The sequence below is a fragment of the Kribbella sp. VKM Ac-2566 genome (assembly GCF_004366005.1).
Classification (GTDB): domain Bacteria; phylum Actinomycetota; class Actinomycetes; order Propionibacteriales; family Kribbellaceae; genus Kribbella; species Kribbella pratensis.
Genome location: NZ_SODT01000010.1, coordinates 468,661 through 493,196, shown reverse-complemented (window position 1 = coordinate 493,196; position 24,536 = coordinate 468,661). Strand labels below are relative to the sequence as shown.

General features: G+C 68.2%; 21 protein-coding genes. 12 read left to right on the top strand and 9 right to left on the bottom strand.

From position 1 onward, the window contains the following. The first annotated feature begins 125 nt into the window (after positions 1 to 125). Positions 126 to 3,746, top strand: coding sequence for a GH116 family glycosyl hydrolase (locus EV647_RS20715; RefSeq protein ID WP_134005285.1), 3,621 nt, complete (start codon positions 126 to 128; stop codon positions 3,744 to 3,746). Here EV647_RS20715 and EV647_RS20710 read toward each other — a convergent pair. The 7 genes from EV647_RS20710 to EV647_RS20680 form a co-directional block, all read right to left on the bottom strand. After that, the gene (locus EV647_RS20710; protein WP_134005284.1) at positions 3,739 to 4,686 is read right to left on the bottom strand and encodes a phosphotransferase family protein; all 948 of its coding nucleotides are present in this window, start codon (positions 4,684 to 4,686) and stop codon (positions 3,739 to 3,741) included. The two genes, EV647_RS20715 and EV647_RS20710, sit on opposite strands and share 8 nt — an antisense overlap. Before the next feature lie 76 nt (positions 4,687 to 4,762). Beyond that, positions 4,763 to 5,788: an ABC transporter ATP-binding protein gene (locus EV647_RS20705; protein ID WP_238177310.1), complete on the bottom strand. Its 1,026-nt coding sequence runs from the start codon at positions 5,786 to 5,788 to the stop codon at positions 4,763 to 4,765. Continuing rightward, positions 5,785 to 6,771, bottom strand: coding sequence for an ABC transporter ATP-binding protein (locus EV647_RS20700; protein WP_238177309.1), 987 nt, complete (start codon positions 6,769 to 6,771; stop codon positions 5,785 to 5,787). Before EV647_RS20700 ends, EV647_RS20705 begins: the two co-directional genes overlap by 4 nt. Further along, positions 6,758 to 7,684, bottom strand: coding sequence for an ABC transporter permease (locus EV647_RS20695; RefSeq protein ID WP_134005280.1), 927 nt, complete (start codon positions 7,682 to 7,684; stop codon positions 6,758 to 6,760). Before EV647_RS20695 ends, EV647_RS20700 begins: the two co-directional genes overlap by 14 nt. A gap of 3 nt (positions 7,685 to 7,687) precedes the next feature. Continuing rightward, entirely contained in the window at positions 7,688 to 8,686 is a 999-nt protein-coding gene (locus tag EV647_RS20690) for an ABC transporter permease (RefSeq protein ID WP_134005278.1), read from the bottom strand. 52 nt (positions 8,687 to 8,738) lie between these two features. Continuing rightward, positions 8,739 to 10,454 carry an ABC transporter substrate-binding protein gene (locus tag EV647_RS20685; protein WP_134005276.1) on the bottom strand — a complete coding sequence of 572 codons (1,716 nt, stop codon included), beginning with the start codon at positions 10,452 to 10,454 and terminating at the stop codon, positions 8,739 to 8,741. 32 nt (positions 10,455 to 10,486) lie between these two features. Next, the gene (locus EV647_RS20680; protein ID WP_134005274.1) at positions 10,487 to 11,419 is read right to left on the bottom strand and encodes an ROK family protein; all 933 of its coding nucleotides are present in this window, start codon (positions 11,417 to 11,419) and stop codon (positions 10,487 to 10,489) included. A gap of 131 nt (positions 11,420 to 11,550) precedes the next feature. Here EV647_RS20680 and EV647_RS20675 point away from each other — a divergent pair, with 131 nt between their 5' ends. From EV647_RS20675 to EV647_RS20665, 3 genes are read left to right on the top strand one after another with little or no spacing between them, the layout of a single operon-like run. Beyond that, positions 11,551 to 12,753 carry an ROK family transcriptional regulator gene (locus EV647_RS20675; protein ID WP_134005272.1) on the top strand — a complete coding sequence of 401 codons (1,203 nt, stop codon included), beginning with the start codon at positions 11,551 to 11,553 and terminating at the stop codon, positions 12,751 to 12,753. A 41-nt stretch (positions 12,754 to 12,794) separates the two neighbouring features. After that, positions 12,795 to 13,154 (top strand): VOC family protein, encoded by a 360-nt coding sequence (locus EV647_RS20670; protein ID WP_134005270.1) that lies wholly within the window; start codon positions 12,795 to 12,797, stop codon positions 13,152 to 13,154. Between the two features lie 15 nt (positions 13,155 to 13,169). Further along, positions 13,170 to 13,574: a hypothetical protein gene (locus tag EV647_RS20665; protein ID WP_134005268.1), complete on the top strand. Its 405-nt coding sequence runs from the start codon at positions 13,170 to 13,172 to the stop codon at positions 13,572 to 13,574. Here EV647_RS20665 and EV647_RS20660 read toward each other — a convergent pair. Next, positions 13,551 to 14,057: a helix-turn-helix domain-containing protein gene (locus tag EV647_RS20660; protein WP_134005266.1), complete on the bottom strand. Its 507-nt coding sequence runs from the start codon at positions 14,055 to 14,057 to the stop codon at positions 13,551 to 13,553. The genes EV647_RS20665 and EV647_RS20660 overlap by 24 nt on opposite strands. Before the next feature lie 52 nt (positions 14,058 to 14,109). Here EV647_RS20660 and EV647_RS20655 point away from each other — a divergent pair, with 52 nt between their 5' ends. The 5 genes from EV647_RS20655 (at position 14,110) to EV647_RS20635 (ending at position 20,522) form a co-directional block, all read left to right on the top strand. Next, positions 14,110 to 14,568, top strand: a complete 459-nt coding sequence (locus EV647_RS20655; RefSeq protein WP_238177308.1) for a nuclear transport factor 2 family protein — start codon at positions 14,110 to 14,112, stop codon at positions 14,566 to 14,568. Between the two features lie 73 nt (positions 14,569 to 14,641). Next, positions 14,642 to 15,691, top strand: a complete 1,050-nt coding sequence (locus tag EV647_RS20650) for a M4 family metallopeptidase (RefSeq protein ID WP_134005264.1) — start codon at positions 14,642 to 14,644, stop codon at positions 15,689 to 15,691. A gap of 308 nt (positions 15,692 to 15,999) precedes the next feature. Next, entirely contained in the window at positions 16,000 to 16,836 is an 837-nt protein-coding gene (locus tag EV647_RS20645; protein ID WP_134005262.1) for a hypothetical protein, read from the top strand. 160 nt (positions 16,837 to 16,996) lie between these two features. Next, positions 16,997 to 18,748, top strand: coding sequence for an ABC transporter ATP-binding protein (locus tag EV647_RS20640; protein WP_134005260.1), 1,752 nt, complete (start codon positions 16,997 to 16,999; stop codon positions 18,746 to 18,748). Then, complete coding sequence (locus EV647_RS20635; RefSeq protein WP_134005259.1) at positions 18,741 to 20,522, top strand: ABC transporter ATP-binding protein; 1,782 nt, start codon at positions 18,741 to 18,743, stop codon at positions 20,520 to 20,522. Before EV647_RS20640 ends, EV647_RS20635 begins: the two co-directional genes overlap by 8 nt. On the opposite strand, the gene EV647_RS20630 is transcribed toward EV647_RS20635, so the two are convergent. Next, entirely contained in the window at positions 20,513 to 20,917 is a 405-nt protein-coding gene (locus EV647_RS20630) for a cupin domain-containing protein (protein ID WP_134005257.1), read from the bottom strand. The genes EV647_RS20635 and EV647_RS20630 overlap by 10 nt on opposite strands. A gap of 99 nt (positions 20,918 to 21,016) precedes the next feature. On the opposite strand from EV647_RS20630, the gene EV647_RS20625 reads away from it, so the two are divergent. From EV647_RS20625 to EV647_RS20615, 3 genes are all read left to right on the top strand, one after another. Continuing rightward, complete coding sequence (locus tag EV647_RS20625) at positions 21,017 to 22,033, top strand: ferritin-like protein (protein WP_134005255.1); 1,017 nt, start codon at positions 21,017 to 21,019, stop codon at positions 22,031 to 22,033. A 100-nt stretch (positions 22,034 to 22,133) separates the two neighbouring features. Beyond that, the gene (locus tag EV647_RS20620) at positions 22,134 to 23,066 is read left to right on the top strand and encodes an ABC transporter ATP-binding protein (RefSeq protein ID WP_134005253.1); all 933 of its coding nucleotides are present in this window, start codon (positions 22,134 to 22,136) and stop codon (positions 23,064 to 23,066) included. Continuing rightward, positions 23,066 to 24,415: an ABC transporter permease gene (locus EV647_RS20615; protein WP_134005251.1), complete on the top strand. Its 1,350-nt coding sequence runs from the start codon at positions 23,066 to 23,068 to the stop codon at positions 24,413 to 24,415. The genes EV647_RS20620 and EV647_RS20615 overlap by 1 nt, the downstream gene beginning before the upstream one ends. Positions 24,416 to 24,536 lie beyond the last annotated feature (121 nt).

The window sequence follows — 24,536 nt, the reverse complement described above, 5'->3', positions numbered from 1 at the left end:
ACAGTATCTCGGCCGGCGGGACCCGTTGACCTCGGGGCGGGTGCTGGCTACGGTGTCGGAAATCGATTTCTCCCGCACCGTCCTCGCTGAACTTCTCCCGCACCGCCCTCGCTTAGGAGAACCGAATGACGACGCATGAACTGCCGCCCGGTTGCGCGAACCGATCCTGTGCCGGCGACTGTCCCCGGGCGCACCTGAGCCGCCGTACCTTCATCTCCCTGAGCGCCGCCGCGGTCGGTGCCATGGCCGTCCCGGGCCAGGCGCTGGCAGCGCTAGCGGCACCGCCGCGGCGCGATCCCGCGGTGCTGTTCGATCGCGGTACGCCCACGACGTACACCGGTGCCGCACTGCCCAAGATCGGAATGCCGGTCGGCGGTGGTACGACGGGACAGGTGTACCTGGCCGGCGATGGGCGGCTGTGGGCCTGGGACATCTTCAACCCGACCTCGTTCCCGCTCGGCGGCGCCGACTTCTCCGGGCACAACTACGCCTTCCCGCTCTCCGCCGACCAGCCGGGCGCGTCGCAGTTCGGCCAGGGTTTCGCGCTCCGCACGACCGCTCACGGCCGGACCACCACGCGTTCCGTTGACGCGGCCGGCTTCAAGGACGTGCGGTTCACCGGTTCGTACCCGATCGGCCGGGTCGCGTACGCCGACCCGAACAGCCCGGTGTCGGTCCAGCTGGAGGCCTTCTCGCCGTTCGTCCCGCTCGCCACGCCGGACTCGACGCTGCCCACCACGATCATGGCGTTCACGCTGCGGAACACGTCGTCCGCGGCAGTTCGCGCGACACTGCTCGGGTACGCCGAGAACCCGGTCTGCATCAACAGCCGTCTCCAGCAACCCACAACGCTGCAGGCGCGGGCCTTCACCGGCGGGATCCAGTTCGGGGCGATCGACGACACCACCGCGGAGCAGGGCGACATCCTCTTCGAGGACTGGGAGAAGGACACGTACGACGGGTGGACCGTCACCGGTGACGCGTTCGGTGCGGGCCCCGTGCGGCCCCTCGACGTACCGAATCTGATGAAGCGATTCGGCGACCTGAATGTGTCGGGCACGCGGTTCGTCACGTCGTACGACTTCCGCGGCGGCACGAACGACGGGTCGACCGGGAAACTGACGAGCCGGGAGTTCACCGTCGAGCGCCGGTACGTCGCGGTCGGAATGAGCGGGGGCCGTCATCCCGGCGAGACGTGCGTGAACGTGGTCGTCGACGGGCAGGTCGTGGCGTCGGCGACGGGTGACGAGAGCGAGCCGTTGGTCCCGCAGATGCTGGATCTGGCGGTGCACCGGGGGCGGACGGCGCGGATCGAGATCGTCGACGCGAGCACCGGCGCGTGGGGGCACCTGAGCTGCGACGCGATCGTGTTCACGGATCGGCCGGACATCGTGTTCGAGACCTGGGACAAGCCGACGTACGACGGCTGGACCGTGACGGGTGAGGCCTTCGGCGCGGGCCCGGTGACCGCGGCCGAGACGCCCGACGGGTTCCGGAGAGCGTTCGGGGTGCGGACCGAGCTGAACGTGAGCGGGCGGTTCGTCACGTCGTACAACTTCCGCGGCACCGGCGATCCGGACCGGTACACGGGCTCGTTGACCAGCCGGGAGTTCGTCATCGAGCGCCGGTTCGTCACGGCGTGGGTCGGCGGCGGGCACCACAAGGGGGAGACCTGCCTGAACGTCGTGGTCGACGGGCAGGTCGTGGCCTCGGCGACGGGGACCGACATCGAACCGCTCACCGCGGTGTCGATGGATGTGGGTGCGTTCGCCGGCCGCACGGCGCGGATCCAGATCGTCGACAACAACACCGGCGGCTGGGGTCACGTGAACGTGGACCGGATCCTGTTCAGCGACCGGCCGATCCGCCGGCAGCCCGTGGCGGACCGTCCCGACGGCGGCACGTTCGCGCTGGCCGCGTTGACGCCGGATGGGGTCGCGCGGCCGTCGATCGCGGACTGGTCCTCGGTCGATGCGCTCTTCGACTCGGCGACCGGTCCGGGTGATTCGGACAGTCCGCAGGCCGGAACAGTCGCCGTGACGGTGACGTTGCGTCCGGGGGAGTCGCGGACGGTCCGGTTCGCGTACGGCTGGTTCTTCCCGAACCCCGAACGTGAGCTGTTCGCCGAGCTCGTCGGCGCCTCGACCTTCCGCCGGCACTACGCGACCCGCTTCTCGTCGGCCCGCGAGGTCGTCGAGTATGTCGGCAAGCACGCGGACCGTCTCGAGCGCGACACGAAGCTGTGGGCGAAGACCTGGTACGACGACTCGTCGCTGCCGCACTGGTTCCTCGAACGGACTCTCGCGACGGCGTCCACGATCGCGACGAGTACGTGCTATCGCTGGGACGACGGGCGCTTCTACGCCTGGGAGGGAACGTACTGCTGCGCCGGCACCTGCGAGCATGTCTGGAACTACGCGCAGGCGATCGGCCGGCTGTTCCCCGACCTGGAACGCGACACCCGGGAGCGGGTCGATCTCGGGATCGCGTTCCGGCCGAGTGGCGAGATCGGCAACCGCGGCGAGGCCGGCGACGCATCGACCTCGTTCGCCGACGGGCAGACCGGAACGATTCTGCGGATCTATCGCGAACACCAGATGAGCAAGGACTCGGCGTTCCTGCGCCGCGTCTGGCCCCGGGTGCGGACGGCTGTCGAGTTCCTGGTCACGCACCGGGACGGCGCCGACGAGGACGGGATCTTCCGCGGCAGTCAGTGGAACACGCTCGACACCGAGTGGTTCGGCGAGGTGCCGTGGATCAGCGGCCTGTACGTCGCCGCGCTCCGGGCCGCTGCCGCGATGGCGGGCGAGGTCGGGGACGGGGCCAGCGCTGCTAGGTACGCGGCGATCGCCGATCGCGGGTCGGCGTACCTGTCTGAGAAGTTGTGGAACGAGGAGTACGGGTACTACGTGCAGAAGGTCGATCCGGCCCATCCGGCGGCCGAGAACAGCAACCGCGGGTTGTTCATCGACCAGATGTACGGGCAGACGTACGCGGCCCAACTCGGCCTGCCTCGGGTGTTCCCGGCCGACCAGGCGCGGACGGCGTTGGCGCGGTTGTACGAGTCGAACTTCCGGGCCGATCCGGGGACGTACCGGCCGCCGGGGATCGGGGCCGGGCGGGTGTACACGACCGAGGGGGAGAGCGGCGTGATCATGGCGACCTGGCCGCACGGCGGGTCGTCCGAGACACGCGGTCTGATGTACTTCAACGAGGTGTGGACCGGGCAGGAGTACCAGTTCGCCGCGCACCTGTTCTCCGAGGGCATGACGTCGGAGGGGCTGGCGGTCACACGTGCGATGTACGAGCGCTACTCGGCCGAGAAACGGAACCCGTACAACGAGATCGAGGCCAGCGACCATTACGCCCGCGCAATGATGGGCTACGGCGTCTACCTCGCTGCTTGCGGCTACGAATACCACGGCCCCCAGGGCCACCTCGGCTTCGCGCCACGCATCCACCCGGAGAACTTCCGCTGCGCCTTCACTGCCGCGGAAGGCTGGGGCTCATACCAGCAACGCCGTACCCCTGGCGCCCTGTCCGCGTCGATCGAGGTCCGCTACGGCCGCCTGACCCTCACCACCCTCTCCTTCGAAACCACCAAGCCACCACGCCAGGCCGAAGTCCGCCTCGGCCGAGACCGCATCCCGGCCAAGGTAGTTGCCACCGGCAACCGCACCGTAGTCACCCTGACCCACCAGACAACCCTCACACCCGGCCAAACCCTGCACACAACCCTCAGCTAGCGAGGCGACGTAGCGCTGTCTCGACAGCGATCTCGACCCGGGAAGTCATGCCGGGTACGTCGACGGGGCGGCGGCCGGCTACCTGGCCGTGGAGCCACTTCGGTGCGTTGGCGTCATAGTGCAGCAGGGCGTACAGGTCCCACCACGGATCGAGAGTCACCCCGGCGATCGACTCGTAGATCGATCGAAGCTGCTCCGCCCACTCGGGCGAGTAGAGCGTCGCCAAGTATCGCCGGCAGTGTCCGATGTCGATCGCGCGCGACCCCCGGTGGATGGAGTTCCAGTCCGTCAGTCCAGTGATTCTCCCGCGCGACCACAGCATGTTGACAGGCAGGAGATCGCAGTGCAGAAAGACAGCAGGGTCCTCCGGCGGCGGCGCCGTCATGACACCGAACGCCGCCTTCCATACAGCCGGCTTCTGTGCGTCGCCCGGCACCTGAAACCCGTCCCGAGGGGCGATCCAAGAATCCGTCCAAGGTCTGAACGTCTTCGCGGGAAGATCGAGGGAATGCAGCTGTACAGCAAGCTCCGCGATCCTCGTCAGCCACGACCGAGGTTCGGCCGGATTGAGGTGAACATGCCCCGGCAACCGTGTCATCAGCAACGATGGCGCGCCTCCCGTCGAAGCACCGGCGACGTCAGCAGCCAGGATGCTCGGAACCGGGAGCCCGCTTCCCGCCACCACGCCAAGGTTGGCGATCTCCTGCTCCAAGGGCTCCTGCAGGCCAAGCCCGCCCGGGTACTGCCGCAGTACGACGAACCTTCGTATTCCACGTCGCTCGACAGTCAGCCGATGTACGGCGGAGCAGACGCCACCGGTCATTCGGCGATAGCCAACGACGCGACTGCCTCGACCCATCGACGCCGCGACCCAGGCGAGAGTCTCCACGGAGGGCCGACGTTGTCTGAACCCGTTGTCCCTCCAGTCGCCGTCGGTCATGAGCGCGAGCCTATTCGTCAGGGGCTCGCGGCGATACGGGTTTTCCAACTGACTGCCAGAGGCAGCGACGGCTGCGTCAGTCCGTGTCGGGCTCCGCGACGTGGCAGGCAGCCTGGTGGTTCTTGCCGAGGATGCGAAGGAGTGGTGTCTCCACGTGGCAGCGGTCCACGGCGAGTGGGCAGCGCCAGCGGAAACGGCAGCCGGGTGCGGGGTCGATGACCTTCGGCGGTTCGCCGGTGTCGCCTTCGATGCCGGTGTTCAGCGGCGCCCGCGGATCGGGGACGGCGCCGAGGAGCAGGTCCGTGTACGGGTGCTTCGGGTTCTGCAGGACCGACTCGGTCGGACCGGTCTCGACGACGTGGCCGGCGTACATGATCATCAACCGGTCGGCGACGTACCGCGCGCTCGCGATGTCGTGGGTGATGTAGAGGAACGAGACGCCCTGCGACTCCCGCAGCTCCGCCATCAGGTTCAGCAGGCCGATCCGGATCGACACGTCGAGCATCGACACCGGCTCGTCGGCGAGGATCAGTTTCGGCTTGTGCGCGAGCGCCTGCGCGAACCCGATCCGTTGCCGTTGGCCACCACTCAGCTCGTACGGGTACCGGTGCATGACGTCGCCGGCCGGCGACAGGCCGACGGCCTCGATGACCCGCTCCGCCTCCTCGAAGCGTTGCGCCTTCGTCGTCAGGTCCCGCCGGTGCAGCTTCAGGCTCCGCAGGACTCCGTGCTTCACCCGGAACGCCGGGTTCAGCGAAGAGAACGGATCCTGGAACACCATCGGTACGTCGCCCCGGTAGGACAACTGGTCCTTCCGGGAGCGGTACGTCGACATTGCCCGCCCCTGGTAGAAGATCTCGCCGCTCGTCGGCTTGTAGACCCCCGCCAGCAGCCGCGCGATCGTACTCTTGCCGCTCCCGCTCTCACCGGCCAGTGCGACGATCTCCTGCTGCCCGATGGTGAAGTTCACCTCGTCGACCGCGTGCAGCATCTGCCGCGAGAACCCGCGCCCGACCCGGAAGTGCCGAGTCAGTTCCTTCGCCTCGAGCAACGGTGCACCGGCGGTGTCCACGCCGGCCTCTTCCATGTCCACCGACGTCATGATGTGCGCTCCCGGACCGGTTCCTTGACATGCAGCAGGCAGCGCGCCTGGACGGCGCCCACCTGGTAGAGCTCCGGCGCGATCTTCGGGCAGTCCTCGAACGCCTTCGGGCAGCGCGGCTGGAACCGGCAGCCCGGCGGCGGATCGGCCAGGTTCGGCGGACTGCCCGGGATCCCCGTCAACGGCACCTTGGGACCGCGGATCGACGGGAACGCGTCCAGCAGCCCGGCGCTGTACGGATGCTCCGGATGGTCGAACACCGCGCGCGTGTCGCCGAACTCGACGACCTGCCCGGCGTACATCACCACCAGCTTGTCCGAGAAGTGACTGACCAGCGACATGTCGTGGGTGACGAAGATGACCGCGAACCCGAGCTGCTTCTGCAGTTCCTTGATCTGCACCATCAGCGAGCGTTGCGCGACCACGTCGAGCGCGGACGTCGGCTCGTCCATGATGATCAGGTCCGGCGTGAACAGCAGCGCCATCGCGATCATCGCCCGCTGCCGCATGCCGCCGCTCAACTGGTGCGGGTAACTGCGAAGGTGGATCGGGTCGATGCCGACCAGCCGCAGTACCTCGGCCGGCCGTTCGTCGGCGACCGGCTCGTCGTGCGCCATGATGGTGTCCCGGAACTGCGCGCCGATGCTCTTCACCGGGTTGAGCGCGTTCATCGCGCTCTGCATCACGACCGAGAAGTCGCGCCAGCGCAACGCGGACAGTTTCTTCTCGTTCATCGTCACCAGGTTCTGTCCCTGGAACGTGACGCTGCCGCCGGTGATCGCGGCCGGCGAACTGAGCAGCTGCGCGATCGCGAACAGCAGCGTCGACTTGCCGCACCCGGACTCGCCGACCACGCCGACGAACTCACCGGCATGGACGTCGAGATCCACGTGGTCGACCGCGACGACCGGGCGGTCCCCGGTGTCGTACTCGACCGTCAGGTCCCGGACCTCGAGAAGTGGCCGGCCCTCAAGACTTGGCACGTCGCCTCCGAACCGGCCGTAGCGCGGGGTTGCTGATCTCGTCGAACGCATAGTTGAGCAGGGCGAACGACACACCGAGGAGCGCGACCGCGAGACCCGGTGAGAGCGCCCACGCGGGCAGGCCGTTCACCAGGGCGCCCTGGTTCTGCGCCCAGTAGAGCATCGTGCCCCAGCTGAGTGAGTTGGGATCGCCGAGCCCGAGGAACTGCAGGCCGGCGGCGGTGAGCACGGAGTACAGCGCCGCGCCGAGGAAGTTCGCGACGATCAGCGAGATCATCGTCGGCAGCACCTCGACGACGATGATGTACGACGATCGCTCGCCACGGACCCGCGCCGACTCCAGGAAGTCCCGGTTCCGCAGGGACAGCGCCTGTGCCCGCATCTGTCTGGCCCCGTACGACCACCCGGTCAGGATCAGCACGATGATGATCACGGTCAGGTTGCCTTTGCCGGCGTACGTCGCCAGGACGATGATCAGCGGGAACGTCGGGAGCACCAGGAAGATGTCCGTCAGCATCGACAACCCGTCGTCCGCGAACCCGCCGAGGTACGCCGCGGAGACGCCGATGATCACCGAGAGGATCGTGGCGCCGAGACCGGCGACGACCGCGATCACCAGCGACTCTCGGGTGCTGTAGATCAGCTCGGCGTACACGTCCTGGCCGAGACCCGTCGTACCGAGCCAGTGCTCGCCGGACGGTTTCGCCAGCGGTACATCGCCGATCGCGCGCGGATCGCCGTGCAGCCCGGGTGTGAACAGCTGCGGAAACGCCGCGAGCAGGATGAACAGGAGCAGCAGCGCCGCACCGACCATCGCCTTGCGGTTCCGCAGGATCGCCCGCAGCAAACCACCGCGCGGACGGCGAGTCACGCTCGGCGTCGGGGCGGCCGTGCCGGCAACGATTGCGCTCATCGGTTACCCCTTCGTCCGGGCGCGCGGGTCGAGCAGGAACACCGCGAAGTCGCAGAGCAGGACACAGATCAGCACCGCCAGTGTCACCAGCAGGAACAGGGCCTGGAGCAACGGGTAGTCGGTGCTCACCGTGGCGTTGTAGAACATGTAGCCGAGACCCGGGTAGTTGAAGACGTACTCGACCAGGATCGTTCCGGAGATCACGAAACCGAGCGACATCGCGAACCCGGACAGGTTCGGCAGGAACGCGTTCCGGCCGGCGTACCCGAACATGATCCTGCGGCCCGGGATGCCCTTCGCGCGGGCCATCCGGACGTAGTCCTCGGCGAGCGTGGTCACCATGTTGTTCCGCATCGTGAGGATCCAGCCGCCGACCGCGGTGATCAGGATCGTGCCGGCCGGCAGGATGCCGTGCTTGATCACGCTCCAGATGAACTCACCGGTGAACCCGGGCGTCAGGCTCTGGTCGTAGTTGAAGTCGTTCGGCAGCACCGGGTTGTTGCCGATCGCGAACAACGAGATCAGCAGCAGCGCCACCCAGAAGTACGGCAGCGCCGAGGTGACGATGAACACCGGCGGCACGATCCCGTCGATCAGGCCGCCGCGGCGCCAGCCCGCCACCGTACCGATCAGGGTGCCGAGGACGAACGCGAGCACGGTCGAGAGGCCGACCAGCCCGAGCGTCCACGGCAACGCGTCGCCGATCAGCGTCGTCACCGGTACGCCGAGACTGCTGCCGATCGAGACACCCCAGTGCCCGGTCACCATCGACCTCAGGTACTCGCCGTACTGCAGGAAGATGTTCTTGTCCGGATCGAAGCCGAACTCGGCCAGCACGGTACGCAGCTGCTCGGGCGTCACCACCGCGCCGCCCTTGCTCAGCCGTTGCCGCAGTGCTTCCTCGGGGCTGCCCGGCATCATCCGCGGGATGAAGAAGTTCAGCGTCATCGCCGCCCACAGCGTGAGCACGAAGAACCCGAGGCGTCGTATCAGGTATCGCACTCCCACCAGCTCCTCGTGCTCACGCTTCGCCAGTCCTCAGTTCTACGCAGACTTACTTCTGGGCGGACTTCGAGTACAGGTTCGTCAGGACCTGACCGACGTCCGGGATGTTGTACGGCGCGGGCTGCGCGTACGGGTTGTCCTGCGTCGGCCAGCCGTCCAGATCCTTGGTGTTGTACTGGTACCAGTCGACCGACTCGGTGGTCGGGATGATCGGCACGTCCTTGATCATGTACGACGAGATCTGCTTGATCAGCTTGACCTGCGTGTCCGGGTCCGCGCTCGCGTACTGGTCGAACAACTTGTCCACCTCGGGCTTCATGTACCGCGAGTAGTTGCTGTTCGCCTGCTTGCCGATCGGCGCGGAGTTCTTCGAGTACAGCAGCTGCCGCAGTTCGTAGTACGGCGACGGCCCGCCGGACAGGCTGGAGTACGCGAGGTCGTAGTCGCCGGTGTACAGCTTCTGGTTGTACGACTGCTGCTGCAGGTCCTGGATCGTCAGCTCGATCCCGACCTTCGCCAGTTGCTGCTTCACGACCGCCAGCGACGCGTCCCAGTCGGTGTAGCCGGTGACCGTGATGACGTTCAGCTTCAGTGGGTTCGACTCGGAGTACCCTGCGGTCTGCAGGAGTTGCTTGGCCTTGTCCGGGTTCGGTTTGTCGTACCCGGCTGCCGTCAGTGCGTCCTTGTCGAAGTACTTGTCGAACGTCGGCGTGACGACACCGGTCTGGTTCGCGGCCGGCTGGTACCCGCTCTCACCGATCTTGGAGATCTGTTCGCGGTCGAGTGCGTACGCGATCGCCTGCCGGACCTCGAGCTTGCTGGTCGCCGGACGGGACGGGTCGTTGTTCGGGACCAGGGCGACGTTCGCGGTCGGCGGGAACCAGTAGTTGTTCTCCGGCGACTTCGCCTTGTAGAAGTTGTCGATGTTCGGGATGTACTGACCGCCCCACTGCGCCTTGCCGCTGGCCAGGTCGAGGTTGGCGGGGTTGTTGTCCAGGTACGCCGGGTACTGGACCTTCTCGACGTACGGCTTGCCCGGCTGCCAGTAGTTGCCGTTGGCGACGTACGAGATGTTGTTGCCGCTGCAGGACTCGACCGTGAACGGCCCGGTCCCGACCGGCTTGGGGTTGGTCCAGGTGGCCGGCTTCGAGGCGGCCTCGCCGGCCGACCAGATGTGCTTGGGCACGATGCCGACCTGGCCGGCGAAGTTGAAGAAGTACGGCTCGGCCGCGGCTTTGAACTTCAGCGTGACCTTGTTGCCGGCGGCCGACACGCTGGTCAGCCCGGCGCCGGTCCACAGCGAGTACAGGTCGAGCGCGGGCTGCTCCTTCATCCGGGTGAAGGTGTAGACGACGTCGTCGGCGGTGAACGGCTGCCCGTCGCTCCACTTCACGCCGTCGCGGATGGTGAAGTCGATCGAGTCCTTCTTCGGCGACCAGGTGAAGGCGGTGGCCAGCATCGGCGTGGTGGCGCCGGCCTTGAGCACGTTCACGAACGTCAGCGGCTCGTAGACGAAACCGAGCGCGACCTGGTTGACCGCCGGGTTGAACGGGTTGAACTGGCACGGCCAGGTCTGCCCGCCGACGTTGGCGATCGTGACGGTGCCGCCCTTCTTGTGCTCGCCGGTGCTTCCGCCGCCGCTACTGCTCGACGACGACGGGTTGGACGACGCCGCGTTCCCGATCGGCTTGTCACCCCCGCCGCACCCGGCGGTCAGTGCGCCGACCGCCACAGCGGCGACGGCGATGCGTTTGATGCCCCTCATCGTCTTCTGCCTTTCACTACTGGAAATCCTGCTCATGCGAATGCTTCGGCGCCGAGGTCGACTCCTGCGGCCTCGACGCCGAGGGCGAGCGCCCCGATCAGCGGTGCGTCCGTGGGAAACCGTGCCACCGAGAGCTCCGGCGGAAACGGGACGGCCGCGTCGAGGGCGCGACGCAGGCCGGGTTCGAGCTGGTCCCAGGACCGGACCAGCCCGCCGCCGACGACGATCCGGGACGGATCGACGGCGATGGCCAGGTTGGCGAGGTGGGTGGCCAGCTCCCGGACGAATTGGTCGGTGAGGACGGCGGCGTCCGGGTGGGTGCGCGCCATCGTGAAGACGTCGGCGGCCGTGACCGGTCGCCCGAGCCGGGCGGTCCCGGTGGTCTCGAGCGCCTGGCCGCTGACGACGTGTTCCAGGATCGTGCGCCCGTCACCGGCGACGTACACGTCGGCGGGGGAGCGCAGGTTGTAGCCGATCTCGCCGGACGCGCCGTGCGCGCCGGTGATCACGGTGCCGCCGGCAACGATCGCGACCGCGAGACCGGTGCCGAGATTGACGTAGAGCCCCGGGTCGCAACCGGCCAGCGCACCCCAGCGCAACTCGGCCGCCGCGGCCGCCTTGACGTCGGTCGCCAGCCGCACCGGTACGCCGGGGAACGCGTCCCGGATCAACCGGCCGAAGGGGAGCTCGCCCCAGCCGGGAAAGGTCGGAGCCAGTTCCACGCGGTCGTCGTACGGGATGCCGAGCGTCGCCGCGCCGACACCGGCCAGTTCGTGATCCGGCGCGACCTCCGCGAGGAGTTCGCGGGCCGCTGTCAGGCAACGGCTCATCGCCTCCGCGGCGCCGGCGCCGTCCCGGCTGTCGATGGTCGTCGCGCCGAGGCGGCGACCGGTGAGGTCCCCGACGGCGACGGCGATCTTCGTGCCGCCGAAGTCCAGCCCGAGGACGACCGGTGTGGAAACCACGGGGTGGCACCTCCTCGCGCCGACCAATAGAATCGATAGGAAACTAACTTAACTATCAGCGGCACCACAAGGGATCGCCAGAACTTGTTGGCCGAGTTGTCCGAGTTGTTAGCGAGCGAGGGGGGTTCGGCGTGACTGTTATTGCCGGTGGTGCTGCCGGAGGCGCCGCGGCTGCGCGGCCGCAGCTGATCCGCGAGATCAACGAGCAGGTGCTGCTCGACCACATCCGGCGGTCCGGGCCGATCTCTCGCACCGAGCTCGCCGGGCTGACCGGTCTGTCCAAGCCGACCGTGTCCGCGGCGCTGAGCTCACTGGAGCGGACCGGTCTGGTCCACGTGACCGGTCAGCGCACCGGCGTACCCGGGCCGGCGGCCAGTCTGTACGAGGTACGGCCCGAGGCCGGGTTCGTGCTCGGGCTCGACGTCGGGCGCGAGTACCTGCGCGGTGGGATCGCGGATCTCGCGGGGACGGTGCGCTCGCGGTTGAGCGTGCGGACCAAGGCCGGGGACGCGATGGCCCGCATCCAGGAACTTGTGGATCTGACGGGGACGCTTGCGGCCGAGGCCGGCATCGAGGTCACGCAACTCACCCAGACTGTGCTCGGCAGTCCCGGTGTCTACGATCCCCGGCTCGATGCGCTGACGCTGACCGGCCGGCTGTCCGGCTGGGACTCGCCGGCGACCCTGGCTGCACTGCGGGAGCGTTTCGGGCCGACCTTGATGATCGAGAACGACGTGGACGCGGCGGCCATCGCGGAGCGGGCGCACGGGCATGGCCGGGACGTCGACAGCTTCGCGTTCGTCTCGGTCGGCACCGGTATCGGGATGGGCCTGGTGCTCGACGGCAAGCTACGGCACGGGTCGCACGGTGTGGCGGGGGAGATCGGGTACCTGCCGTTCACCGAGGGCAGCGGCAGTGATCCGCGGGACGCGCGGAAGCGGGGCGGGTTCGACGCGTCGGCGTCGGCGGCTGCCGTCGTACGGGCGGCGCGTCGGGCTGGTGTCCGTGGGGCGTCGACGGCGGAGAAGGTGTTCGCGGCCGCGGTACGGGGCGATCCGCTCGCGGCCGCGGTCGTCGCCGAGGAGGCGTTGCTGGTGGCCAAGGCGGTGTGCACGGTGATCACGGTCGTGGATCCCGATCTGGTCGTCCTGGGCGGCGGTATCGGGCAGGCGCCGGGCTTCCTCGAGGCCGTCACCAAGCAGCTGCGTCAGCTCGCCCCGGTGATGCCGGAGGTGAAGGCTAGTGTGCTCGGTACCGAGACAGTGGTGGCCGGCTGCCTCGCGGCAGGACTCGATCGCGCCTGGCAGACGCTCGCCGGGAATTCTGCCGGCTAACCGGACGCAAACCGTCCGCAATGGCTACTAGGGTGCGAGCCATGGCTATCGCAAAGTACCCGAGTTTTGTCCTGGACTGCCCGGACGCCGCTGTCCTGGGCCAGTTCTACGGTGAGTTGCTGGGTTGGAAGGTGGAGGCCCGTGAGGGCTGGGCCGACATCCGCCCGGAGGACGGGAGCAACTGCATCTCGTTCCAGCAGGTGGAGGACTACAAGGCGCCGACGTGGCCGACCCAGGACGTGCCACAACAGCTGCACCTCGACGTGATGGTGCGGGACCTCGACGAGGCGGAGCCTGAGGTACTGGCCATCGGTGCGACCAAGGCCGACCACCAGCCCGGTACGTCGTTCCGCGTCTTCCTCGACCCCGCCGGACACCCGTTCTGCCTGTGCGTCGACTGACCGTAGGGTGAGGGGGTGACGAGCTGGCGGGAGGAGCGACGGCAGGCGGCGGTCGAGCATGCGGCCGCGCTGGAACGTAAGAAGGCCGCCGAGAGCGCTCAGGCGCGGGAGTTGCTGGCCGGCTTCATCGCGACCCTCAGGGAGCGCGGCGTCGATCCCGAGCCGTTGCGCGCTCAGGTGATCGGCTCGAACGCCAGCTACCGCACCGATCTCATCGGGTGGTACCTGCGCCGCAACCGCTCGCTCGCCGTTGACGTCGACGGCAACTTCTACATCCTCGGCGTACCCGCCAGCCTGAAGTCCCGCGTCGCCGGCGTCCGCGTCCAGCCGTCCGATCCGCCGCTCGTCGTCGGACAGGGCGCCCGCGACGGCGAGTCGATGCCGCTCGCCGAGCTGCTACGACTTCGGCTCGAGTCCTAGAACGCTCGCTATCAATGCCGTACCGGGAGCTGTCCGCCCGCCCGGTCCCGGCGACGGCTCGACGTCGCCCATGTCCAGCGCCTCGCCGCATTCCGAGCAGCAGACCGTCGGGGTGGTGACCTTGCCGCAGGTCGAGTGCGTGAACCGGATCGGCTGGCCCGCCGGGGGAGTCGCCCAGCGGTCGCCCCAGGCGGTGAGAGCCATCAGGATCGGTACGAGCTCCCGTCCTGCCTCGGTGAGCTCATAGCTGTAGCGCACCGGGTTCTGCTGGTACGGCGTACGTCGTACCAGGCCGCCGTCGACGAGCGTGGCGAGCCGGTCCGTGAGCAGGTTGCGGGAGATGCCGAGGTCTTTGACGAACTGGTCGAAGCGGTTCAGGCCCAGGTAGAGATCGCGCAGCACCAACGGTGTCCACCAGTCGCCGATCAGCTCCAGGGACTGGGCGAGCGAGCAGTGCATCGAGGCGAAGCTGGTGTTCCGCATGCCCCGAGTGTAGTCAGTTGCGTCATTGAACTCACATGGTTACGGTGGCGGCATGGGCATCTACCACTGGATCGTGGCCCGGCAGGTACGGAACGCGTTCACGCAGATCAGCGCCGGCAACTGGGAGGCGATGGTGGCCGGGATGGCGCCGTCGTTCACGTACCGGTTCTACGGAGATCACGCCCTCGGCGGCGAGCGGCGTACGCACGAGGCGTTGCGGCGCTGGTGGGAACGCTGCTTCCGGCTGCTGCCCGGGACCCACTTCGAGGTCCAGGACGTGCTGGTCACCGGCTGGCCGTGGGACACGCGGGTCGCCACAGCGGTCACCGTGCACGTGAACGTCGTCGACGGGTCGACGTACGAGAACGTCGTGCACCAGTTCCTGCGGATCAAGTGGGGCAAGATCACCGAGGTCCGGACCCTCGAGGACACCGCGGTCCTGCAGCGCACCCTCGACCGCCTGGCCGCGGCCGGGTACGCCGAAGCGCACGCGGAGCCCATCGTCGGATAACGACATCTTCCGTCGCCGCGAACCAGGATCTACCGTGTGGAAACATTTCCCTGCGAACGATCCGGAGCGAGCCATGCGGTCGAAGACCTTGAAGGCCTCTGTTGCCCTGACCTCGGCTGCTGTGCTGACCCTGGCGGCTCTGGCCGCTCCGGCCGCCGACGCCAAGCCCCCGACGGGCGCCACGACGGCGAAGGCGCTGGTGTTCATTCCGAACCCGGTCCAGTCGAGCGGTAACGAGGGACTCACGGACCAGAAGGATTCGGCAACGGCCGTTCCGCGCGGCGCCTACTACGAGGTGACGCTGACCGACCTGGACGGCTCGGGCTACCTCAACGGCACCTGGGCGAACGTGAAGAGCGCCACCGGCACTCCGGCGTACACCACGAACGGCACCTACTTCTACGACCGGCACGACGACCAGTTCGAGCAGGTGATGGCGTACTTCTGGGGGACGCAGGCGCAGAAGTACCTGCAGTCGCTCGGTTTCGGCCGCGACCTCCCGGCGGTGAATGCGGAGAGCCAGGACTACAAGGTCGACCAGTACGGCGTGGACAACTCGTTCTCCTGGGACAAGCACGACACGATCACCCTCGGCAAGGGCGGTGTGGACGACGCAGAGGACGGCGAGGTGATCGTGCACGAGACCGGTCACGCTGTGCACGACGCGCAGGTGCCGGGCTTCGGGACGTCACTCGAGGCGGGCTCGATCGGTGAAGCGTGGGGCGACTACTTCGCGGTGACCGTGGGCGAGTGGGTGGCGAAGCAGTACGGCGTACCCGTCGCCGCGGACCTGGCCTGCGTGATGGACTGGGACGCGACGTCGTACACCTCGACCGTGCCGCACTGCCTGCGCCGTCTCGACGCCGGCAAGCACTACCCCGAGGATGTCGTCGGCGAGGTGCACGCGGACGGGGAGATCTGGTCCCAGGCCCTCTACCAGATCCGGACCGCTCTCGGCCCGGCGGTGGCCGACCGGATCATCGTCGACGCGCAGTTCGGCTTCGCGCCGGACACCAGCTTCGCGGCGGCGGCCCGGCAGACCGTCGCGACCGCGCGGTCGCTGTACGGCCCGAGCCAGGCGACCGTCGTCCAGAAGGCCTTCGCGGACCGCGGCATTCTGTGACCGTCCCGGCGATCGGACCAGAGCGACCGATATCCGGGGTCGGGTCGATGTCTCGGAAAGATCACGGTAGTGTCACGCGCCAGGCAGTGACGGGCGACCGATTCGCCCGTCAGTGACCGCCGCGTAGCGCGGGCTGTCGGCTGGGGCGCAGCACGAACACCGGCGGTGACCTGCCGACCCGGACGGACCCCTGCCGTCCGGTGTTTCCGTCGCGCCCCGAGAGGTTTCCGCATGCCCGCCTTCCCTCCTCAGCAGCTCCTGGCCCGATTCGCCACCCTTGTCGCGACCTGCGGCGAGAGGGGCCGCCCGTGACGCGCACCACCAAGATCGCGCTCGGCACCGGCCTGCTCGGGCTGCTCGCAAGTCTCGTCGTGGCCCTGACCGGCACGTCCGGCGGGGCTCAGGCCGAGGCGCAGACACCGACCCGGCACTTCGTCGCGAATCTCCAGGGCGGAACCGCACCCTTCGCCCTCGGCTACAACCTGGCCGACAAGTCCTCGGTGTCCAGCCTGAGCGCGCTGCCGACCGGCGTGCAAGCCGTCTTCTGGCTGGGTCAGAAGTGCCCGAGCCCGGCCGACAGCACCTTCAAGGCCAAGGTCGACGCCCTCGCCTCGAACCCGAAGGTCTTCGCCTACTACCTGTCCGACGAGCCGCACATCGGGGACTGCCCCGGCGGTCCGGCGGCGCTGCGGTCGCGAGCGGACTACATTCGCGCCGCGAGCGGTGGCCGGCAGAAGTCGTTCATCGTGCTCAGCAAGGTCGCCGACTACCAGCCGTTCGCGCCGGCCAACAGCCACGTCGACCTGGTCGGACTCGACCCGTACCCTTGCTCGGTCGCGAATCCTCAGTGTGACCTCGGCAAGATCGGGGAGAAGGTCAGCGCGGCTCGCGCGGCCGGCGTCCCGCTGGCCGCGATCGTGCCGGTGTACCAGGCCTTCGGCCAGGAGCGGGCGACGAGCCACTACTACAACCTGCCGACCGCAACGCAGGAGCACGCGATCCTGACGGAGTGGAAGCGGCTCGTGCCGTCCCCGGTGATGGACTACACCTACGGCTGGGGCAACCAGGGCAGCGCGAATCCGACCCTGGTCGACTCGTCCGCGCTGCAGAAGGTCTTCGCAACCTTCTTCGCCACCGGTAGCTGACGTACCGTACCGATCCGGCGGCCCGCTCCGGGCCGCCGGATTTTCCGGTCCGGCCCGGAAACTCGGGTGCGTTTTGTCGGTGCGGGCCGTTACGGTCGGTCGGGTGCTGACGCTGCTGCGGTACGGAGTGCGGGTTGCACCTGGAGGCACCCTTCTGACGATGGGTCTGGCTGTCCTCGGTTCGCTGCTGGGGATGGCGGTCACGTTGCTGACCGGTCGGGTCGTCGGGGCGGTTCCAGGGGTGATCGACGGCGGCCCGGACGCGATGCCGATCGGCGAGTTCGGGTGGCTGCTGGGCGGCCTGCTCGCGGTGTTCGTCATCGACAGCCTGACGCCCGCGGTGCAGCAGGTCGCATCGCTGGTGATGGACGCCGGCCTGGTCCGCGCGATCGGCACCGGCATCACCGAGCCGCTGCTCAAACCGCGCCGGATCGAGCACCTCGAGGACTCCCAGGTACTGGACGTCCAGGAGCGTGCGAAAGGAAAGGGCGGCTTCCATCTCGCGCAGGGGCTCGGGCAACTGCCGTGGTTGATCGCGAGCCGGGTGACGCTGGTCGGCTCCGCGGTGATCGTCGGCGTGATGTTCGCCTGGTGGGTGGCGGCGATGCTGGTCGCGGTCACGATGCTGCTGGAGTGGTACGGCGGTCGCTTGATCGAGCGCGAGGTCGACGTCTGGTGGGGCAACACCGAGGAGCAGCGCCGAGCCCATTACCTGTTCAACCTGGGCATGCGTGACGCTCCGAAAGAGTTGCGCGTGTTCGGTCTGCACAACTGGCTCGTGGAGCGGTATGTCCGCGAATGGACGGCGGGCTACCGCCCGGTCTGGGCACGCCGCCGGCGGAACGCGAAGTGGTCGTTGCTGATCGGCGGCGTCCACCTGATCGCCAACGGCGTCGCGATCCTCGCCGTCGGTCGCGCCGCCTACAACGGAACGCTGCCGCTCACGCAGGTCGCGACCACGCTGCCCGCGATCCTCGCGATCGGTCAGGCGAGCAACGGGTACGGCGTGGCACAGGTCCGCCGCGGACTCTCGGCGTACCGCGCGATGCGGGACCTCAGCGCCACGATCGAGGAACGCCATCCGGAGCCGGCCGTGACCACGAAGCATCGGATCGAGACGATGCCGGCCCGCGAGATCCGGTTCGAGAAGGTGAGCTTCCACTACCCGGGTTCGGACGTCGCCGTACTGCGCGACCTCGACCTCACGATCCGCGCGCGGGAAGCGCTCGCGCTCGTCGGCGTCAACGGTGCGGGCAAGTCCACACTGGTGAAGCTGCTCGGCGGCGCGTACAAGCCGACGAGCGGCCGGATTCTCGTCGACGGTGTCGATCTCACGGACCTCGACCTGACCGTGTGGCAGCGGCGGGTGGCCGCGATCGTGCAGGACTTCCTGCGGTTCCCGTTGTCGGTGACCGACAACGTCGTGTTCGGCGCGGTCGAACGCGCGGGTGACGAGCTCACCCTGGCGAAGGTCGCGCGTGAGTCCGGGATCGACGAGGTCGTACGGCGCCTGCCGAAAGGCTGGGACACCGTGCTGGACAAGACCTTCGACGGCGGGGTCGACCTGTCCGGTGGTGAGTGGCAGCGGGTCGCGCTGGCTCGGGCGTTGTTCGCAGTGCATGCCGGCGCAGGTGTTCTGGTGCTGGACGAGCCGGCCGCGGCGCTCGACGTACGGGCCGAGGCCGAGCTGGTCGAGCGGTACCTGGAGCTGACCTCCGGAGTGGCGTCGCTGATCATCTCGCACCGGTTCTCGGTGGTACGCAACGCGGATCGGATCTGTGTGCTGTCCGACGGCCGGATCGTCGAGGACGGCACCCACGAGGAGCTGCTGGCGCAGGACGGCGAGTACGCCGGGATGTTCCGGCTCCAGGCCGAGCGGTACGTGACGGGACCGGAGGCAGTCGATGCGTAGTCTGCGGATCCTCTGGCTGTGGCTGTCCACCTCTTTCCGTGCAGCACCGGGGCTGATGGCGATCTCGACGGTGCTGGTCGCGGCCCGCGCGATCACGGCACCGACCCAGACGTACGGCGTGAGTCGGCTGGTCGACGGGATCGCGTCGGACCGGTCGAGCACGATCGCGCTGGGCATCGGCATCATCGTCGGCGGCCTCGCGGTGTCGTTCGTCGCGGACGGGCTCGGATGGCCGCTCCAGGACACCGCGCAGGAACGGATGGCGGGCCGGGTGCACGCCGACCTGCTCGATGTGACGACAGCGATCCCTGGCCTGTCGCATCACGAGCGGCCCGATGTCGCGGACCGGCTCGAGCTCGTGCGCGAGAAGGCGTGGCGGATGGGGGTCGGCGCCGAGGTGCTGCTGTGGGCGTTCGCCACCGTGACGAACACCGCGACCGTGCTCACGTTGCTCGGATCGGTGCATCCGCTGTTGCTGGTGCTCCCGTTGCTGGGCGGTGCGCGGATCTGGTCGGCGTACCTGAGCAGCACGCGACAGAGCAAGGCGTGGGAGGAGTCGATGCCGCAGGAGCGGCTCGTCGACCGGTTGATCGAGGTGGCGAAGGATCCGCGGACCGGCCTGGAGCTGCGGGTGTTCGGGCTCGGAAAGGTCTTGCTGGACAGGATCTTCGCATTGCAGACGCAGCGTTTCGATCGCCGGGTCGCGGCCGCGCGGTGGGGCGGGAAGGTGGACGGCTCGGTGCGGCTCGCCTTCGGTCTCGCGTACGCCGCGGCGATCGTCTGGGTCGTCGCGCGGGCACGGAACGGTCAGGCGTCCGCGGGAGACGTCGTACTCGTCCTGCTGCTCGCGCCGCAGGTGGATCAGATGACCGGCGGTATCGCGCAGAACGTGTACTGGGTCGGTGAGGTCGTGCGCAGCTTCGGGCGGTACGACTGGCTGCGCGAGTACGCGAAGCAGAACTCGTGGCGGACCAGTGTCACCTCGGCGCCCGACCGGATCACCACCGGGATCGAGTTGCGGAACGTCGGATTCTCCTATCCTGGTTCGGATTCCGCGGTCCTGAGCGACCTGAACCTCAGTGTGCCGGCCGGGGCGGCGGTCGCGCTGGTGGGGGAGAACGGCGCCGGCAAAACGACGCTGGTCAAACTGCTCGCCCGGATGTACGACCCGACGACCGGCCAGATCCTCGTCGACGGCGTGGACCTCGCGACGGTCCAGCCGGACGCGTGGCGGTCGCAGCTGTCGGCGGGTTTCCAGGACTTCGTGAAGTTCGAGTTCACCGCGCGGGAGGTCGTCGGGATCGGCGACATCGAGCGGGCGGCGGACGAGGACGCCGTACGGGCGGCCGTGGTCCGCGGCGATGCCGAGTCGGTGGTCGCCGGGCTGCCGCGGGGGCTGGATTCCCAACTGGGCAAGAAGTTCACCGACGGGGTCGAGCTGTCCGGCGGGCAGTGGCAGCGGCTCGCGCTGGCCCGCGCGTTCATGCGCGAGCGCCCGCTGCTCCTGCTGCTCGACGAGCCGACCGCTGCTCTCGACCCGGAGGCCGAGCACCGGCTCTACGAGCAGTACGCGTCCGCAGCGAAGATCGCCGCGGCCGAGACCGGCGGGATCACCGTCCTGGTGTCGCACCGGTTCTCGACCGTGCGGATGGCGGACCTGATCGTCGTCATGCACCGCGGTCGCGTCGAAGAGGTCGGCACTCACGAAGACCTGCTCGCGGCCGGCGGCCGCTACGCCGAACTCTTCGAACTCCAGGCCCGCGCCTACCGCTGAACCCGACGCTCCGCCCGCTCGGCCAACTCTTCCTCCGGGACGAGTGTGAACATCTCCTGCCCGGGGGCGCACAGCATCGTCACGGTGAACTTCACCGGGACGTCCGACCGGTTGTTGCCGTCCTGGTAGTGGATGACGTCACCGCCCGGCTCCCAGAACGCCTCGCCGGCCTTGATCACCCGCGGCGCTTCCCCCTCCAACTCGAACAACATCTCGCCCGCGACGACGTACCCGAACGCCGGACCCGAATGCCGGTGCGGCGGTGCGCCGGGGTCACCCGCCGGGTACTCGATGTCGACGGTCATCACGTGGAAGCCCTCGGGAACGAAGGGCGGCTCCACCTCCTGCAGCATCGTCAACGCGGTCTGCCACGCGGTGGAGGTCGTATCAGTCATCGAAGCTCACCTTCCAGTTGATCGGTCTGTAGTGGAAGACAGTTCAGACCGGCGAGCTGTGACGGTCACAGGGGAGGTGGTTGTGCTGTCTCAACAGGTATGAACCAGCGCATCGAGACAATTGACAGTCTTCACCAGCACCTGCAGTGGGCGATCGAGCTCGAGCACGCCACGATTCCGCCGTACCTTTGTGCCCTCTACTCGCTGGATCCGGCGCGGAACCCGGACGCGGTGGAACTGGTGAGCAGCGTGTTCGTCGAGGAGATGATCCATCTCTCATTGGCGGCCAACCTGCTGAACGCCGTCGGCGGCGAACCACGGCTGGACGTCCCCGCGATGCTGCCCGGATACCCGCGGGAGTTGCCGCACGGTTCGATCGAGCTGTCGCTGCTCCCCTTCGGGCCGGATGCTCTGGAGATGTTCCTGCGGCTCGAGAAGCCCGAGGCGCCCGGTTCACCCGCCGAGAGCGATCACTACGAGACCATCGGGCAGTTCTATGACGCGATCGAAGACGGGCTCCGGTACCTGTGCGAGACGCTCGGCGAGGACAAGGTGTTCTCCGGCGACCCGGCTCGTCAGGTGACCGCAGGACCGTTCCACCACACCGCCGGCACGCTTCAGCCGGTCACCGACCTGGCGTCGGCGCTGGCCGCATTGGAAGAGATCGTCGAGCAAGGAGAAGGTACGTCGCGGGGAGAGGTCTGGGACGGCGACCACGACATCTTCCACTCGGACCGCGACGAGGTTGCGCACTACTACCGTTTCGAGGAACTGAAGCTCGGTCGGCGCTACCAGCGGGGAGACACGCCGCAGTCCGGTCCGACCGGCGAGCCGGTCACCTTCGATCCCACCGGAGTGTCGCCGATGCAGGCGAACCCGCGCCGGTCGGACAACGCGCAGATCCGCGCCGCCCAGGAGCAGTTCGACAACACCTACTGCACGCTGCTGTTCCTGCTCGAGCAGAGCTTCACCGGCGAGCCCGCGCTGATCCGCGACGCCGTCAAGGCGATGTTCGGTCTGAAGGCCGAAGCCCTGAAGCTGCTGCAGCTGAGCGAGGACGATCACACCACGGCCGGACCGACCTTCCACTACATCGATCCGCAGCAACGCAACTGAGAGTCCGCTGAGAGCTTGGCTGAAAGGAGTTCACGCTAGTTCGCCAATAGTTAACCTTTGCTCTTCACGTGACCGTACATTGCTTTCTAATGTATTCCCCATGGACGCACCGCCCACTGTCCGTGCCCGCGGCATCACCAAGTACTTCGGCGAGGTCGTCGCACTCGACGGCGTCGACCTCGACGTAGCACCCGGCCAGATCCACGGCCTGGTGGGACCGAACGGAGCCGGCAAGACCACGCTCCTCGGCCTGCTGCTCGGCCTCGCCGTTCCCGACCGCGGCGAACTGGAGATCCTCGGTACGCCGGTCGGCCGCGCACTCGCCGTCCCCGAAGGTGTCGCCGGCTTCGTCGACGGCCCCGGTCTGTACCCGTCGATGACCGCCAAGCAGAACCTCGCCGCCCTGGCCCAGCTGCGCGGCGACCGCACGATGAACATCGACGACGCGATCGACCAGGTCGGCCTGACTGACGTGGCCGACGACCGGGTCCGCGGGTTCTCGCTCGGCATGCGCCAGCGCCTCGGCCTCGCCGCCGCGTTGCTCACCAAACCTCGGCTGCTGATCCTCGACGAGCCGTCCAACGGCCTCGACCCAGCCGGCAAGAAGCACGTGTACGGCGTCCTCACCCGGCTGGCCGCCGACGGCACAGCGGTGATGCTGTCGAGCCACCGGATGGACGACGTCGAGGCGCTCTGCTCCGAGGTGACGATCCTGTCGACCGGACGGGTCGCGTTCTCGGGCCCGATCAGCAAGCTGGCCTCGGAGGACAGCGAACTCGACTACCGCGTCCTCACCTCCGACCCGGTAGCGGCTCGTCGACTGGCCCGCGAGACCAAGGGCATCCGGCTACGCGACCCAGGCGCCGTACAAGAGGGTGTCGAGCTTCTGGTGATCTCGGCAGCCGTGCCGGCAGTGGACGAGTTGGTGAAGCGGCTGGTCCGTGACGACATCGCCGTCCGCGAACTCGCGCCGGTGGTGTCGCCACTCGAAGCCGCGTTCATCGCCCTCACCGAGCAGCAGGAGACCAACTGATGACGGCCACCGTGGCTGCCCCCGAACCCCGTGAGGTCGCCCGCCGGGTGCCGATCATCCGGGGGTACCGCTTCGAACTCGCCAAGCTGCTCACGCAGTGGCGCGTCCGCGTGCTGATCGTTGCATGCTGGCTTGCGCCCGCCCTCTTCGTGGCCGTCATCAGCCAGCAGGCGTCGCTCCCGGTCGACACGTTGTTCGGTCGCTGGATGCACGCCACCGGATGGGCCGGTCCGCTGGTGCTGCTGGGCTTCTCCGGTTCGTGGGCGTTGCCGTTGCTGACCTCGTTGATCGCCGGTGACGTGTTCGCGTCCGAGGACCGCCTCGGTACCTGGCGTCATCTGCTGGTGGCGGTCCGCTCGCCGCGCCGGATCTTCGTCTCGAAGGCGCTGTCCAGCCTGACCGTGATCCTGGTGCTGGTGATCGGGCTGGTCGTGTCGAGCACGATCAGCGGCCTGTTGGTCGTCGGCAACCGGCAACTGATCGGCCTCGACGGTCACCTGCTCTCACCGGGCAACGCGGCCGGCACTGTGTTCCTCGCCTGGCTCTGCGCCCTCGCACCGACTCTCGCCCTTGCCGCAATCGGCCTACTGGGCTCAGTTGCGCTCGGCCGATCGCCGATGGGCCTCCTGCTCCCGGCGGTCGTGGCGCTTGCGATGCAGCTCGTCCAGCAGCTTCCGGTCCCGGTTGCCTTCCGCCTCGCGCTTCCCGGCTACGCGTTCATCAGCTGGAACGGCCTCTTCACCAGCCCGGCACAACTCGGCCCGCTGCTGATCGGCGTGATCGTCAGCCTGGTCTGGGCCCTCGTCGCGACCGGCCTTGCGTACTTCATCTTCGTACGCCGTGACTTCACCAACCCGACGCACGACGGCTCCGGTCGTCTCGCGTTGACGGCCGGCCTCCTGCCCCTCGTCGTACTGCTCGGTGTCACCACCGCGGCCGTCGCTCCGGTGACCGGCTTCGGGTCGGGGATCGATCAGGGCAAGGTGCAGCGCGCGGTTGCGGTCGAGTTCGCGCACCTGTACCGGTTGCAGACCAAGCAGCTGAACCGGGCCGACGTGACCGAGCAACAGCTGCAGAGCGCCGCCGAATGCACCAAGGGCGGTGACCAGGTCGCCGCGCAAGGACCCGGCAACGACTGGCGCTGCGTCGTCAGCTGGCACATCCCCGGAGTGGAAGCGGCCGGCTCCGCGATCTACCAACTCGACATCAATCCACTCGGTCGGTACGTCGCCGACGGGGACGGACCGAAAGAAGTGAACGGCTTCTTCCTGGTCCGCACCCCGTCCGGGGACGAACCGAACCCCCTGTGGCAGTTCGACGGCAACATCGAACTGCTACCTGTCAACTGAAGCCCAACCCGAAGGGACAACTCCCATGCAGGTAACACGCCGCCGCAGGCGTGACGAAGAGGGCTCGCCAAGTCCCCTCCGGCGCAGAGTACCACTGGTCACAGCGGGCGCTACCGCCGTC

Bases quoted from the DNA above. Each gene is read 5' to 3' on its own strand.
- EV647_RS20715 (WP_134005285.1), top strand. From the start codon at position 126: ATGACGACGCATGAACTGCCGCCCGGTTGCGCGAACCGATCCTGTGCC.
- EV647_RS20710 (WP_134005284.1), bottom strand. From the start codon at position 4,686: ATGACCGACGGCGACTGGAGGGACAACGGGTTCAGACAACGTCGGCCC.
- EV647_RS20705 (WP_238177310.1), bottom strand. From the start codon at position 5,788: ATGACGTCGGTGGACATGGAAGAGGCCGGCGTGGACACCGCCGGTGCA.
- EV647_RS20695 (WP_134005280.1), bottom strand. From the start codon at position 7,684: ATGAGCGCAATCGTTGCCGGCACGGCCGCCCCGACGCCGAGCGTGACT.
- EV647_RS20685 (WP_134005276.1), bottom strand. From the start codon at position 10,454: ATGAGGGGCATCAAACGCATCGCCGTCGCCGCTGTGGCGGTCGGCGCA.
- EV647_RS20670 (WP_134005270.1), top strand. From the start codon at position 12,795: ATGGCTATCGCAAAGTACCCGAGTTTTGTCCTGGACTGCCCGGACGCC.
- EV647_RS20660 (WP_134005266.1), bottom strand. From the start codon at position 14,057: ATGCGGAACACCAGCTTCGCCTCGATGCACTGCTCGCTCGCCCAGTCC.
- EV647_RS20655 (WP_238177308.1), top strand. From the start codon at position 14,110: ATGGGCATCTACCACTGGATCGTGGCCCGGCAGGTACGGAACGCGTTC.
- EV647_RS20650 (WP_134005264.1), top strand. From the start codon at position 14,642: ATGCGGTCGAAGACCTTGAAGGCCTCTGTTGCCCTGACCTCGGCTGCT.
- EV647_RS20640 (WP_134005260.1), top strand. From the start codon at position 16,997: ATGGGTCTGGCTGTCCTCGGTTCGCTGCTGGGGATGGCGGTCACGTTG.
- EV647_RS20635 (WP_134005259.1), top strand. From the start codon at position 18,741: ATGCGTAGTCTGCGGATCCTCTGGCTGTGGCTGTCCACCTCTTTCCGT.
- EV647_RS20630 (WP_134005257.1), bottom strand. From the start codon at position 20,917: ATGACTGATACGACCTCCACCGCGTGGCAGACCGCGTTGACGATGCTG.
- EV647_RS20625 (WP_134005255.1), top strand. From the start codon at position 21,017: ATGAACCAGCGCATCGAGACAATTGACAGTCTTCACCAGCACCTGCAG.
- EV647_RS20620 (WP_134005253.1), top strand. From the start codon at position 22,134: ATGGACGCACCGCCCACTGTCCGTGCCCGCGGCATCACCAAGTACTTC.
- EV647_RS20615 (WP_134005251.1), top strand. From the start codon at position 23,066: ATGACGGCCACCGTGGCTGCCCCCGAACCCCGTGAGGTCGCCCGCCGG.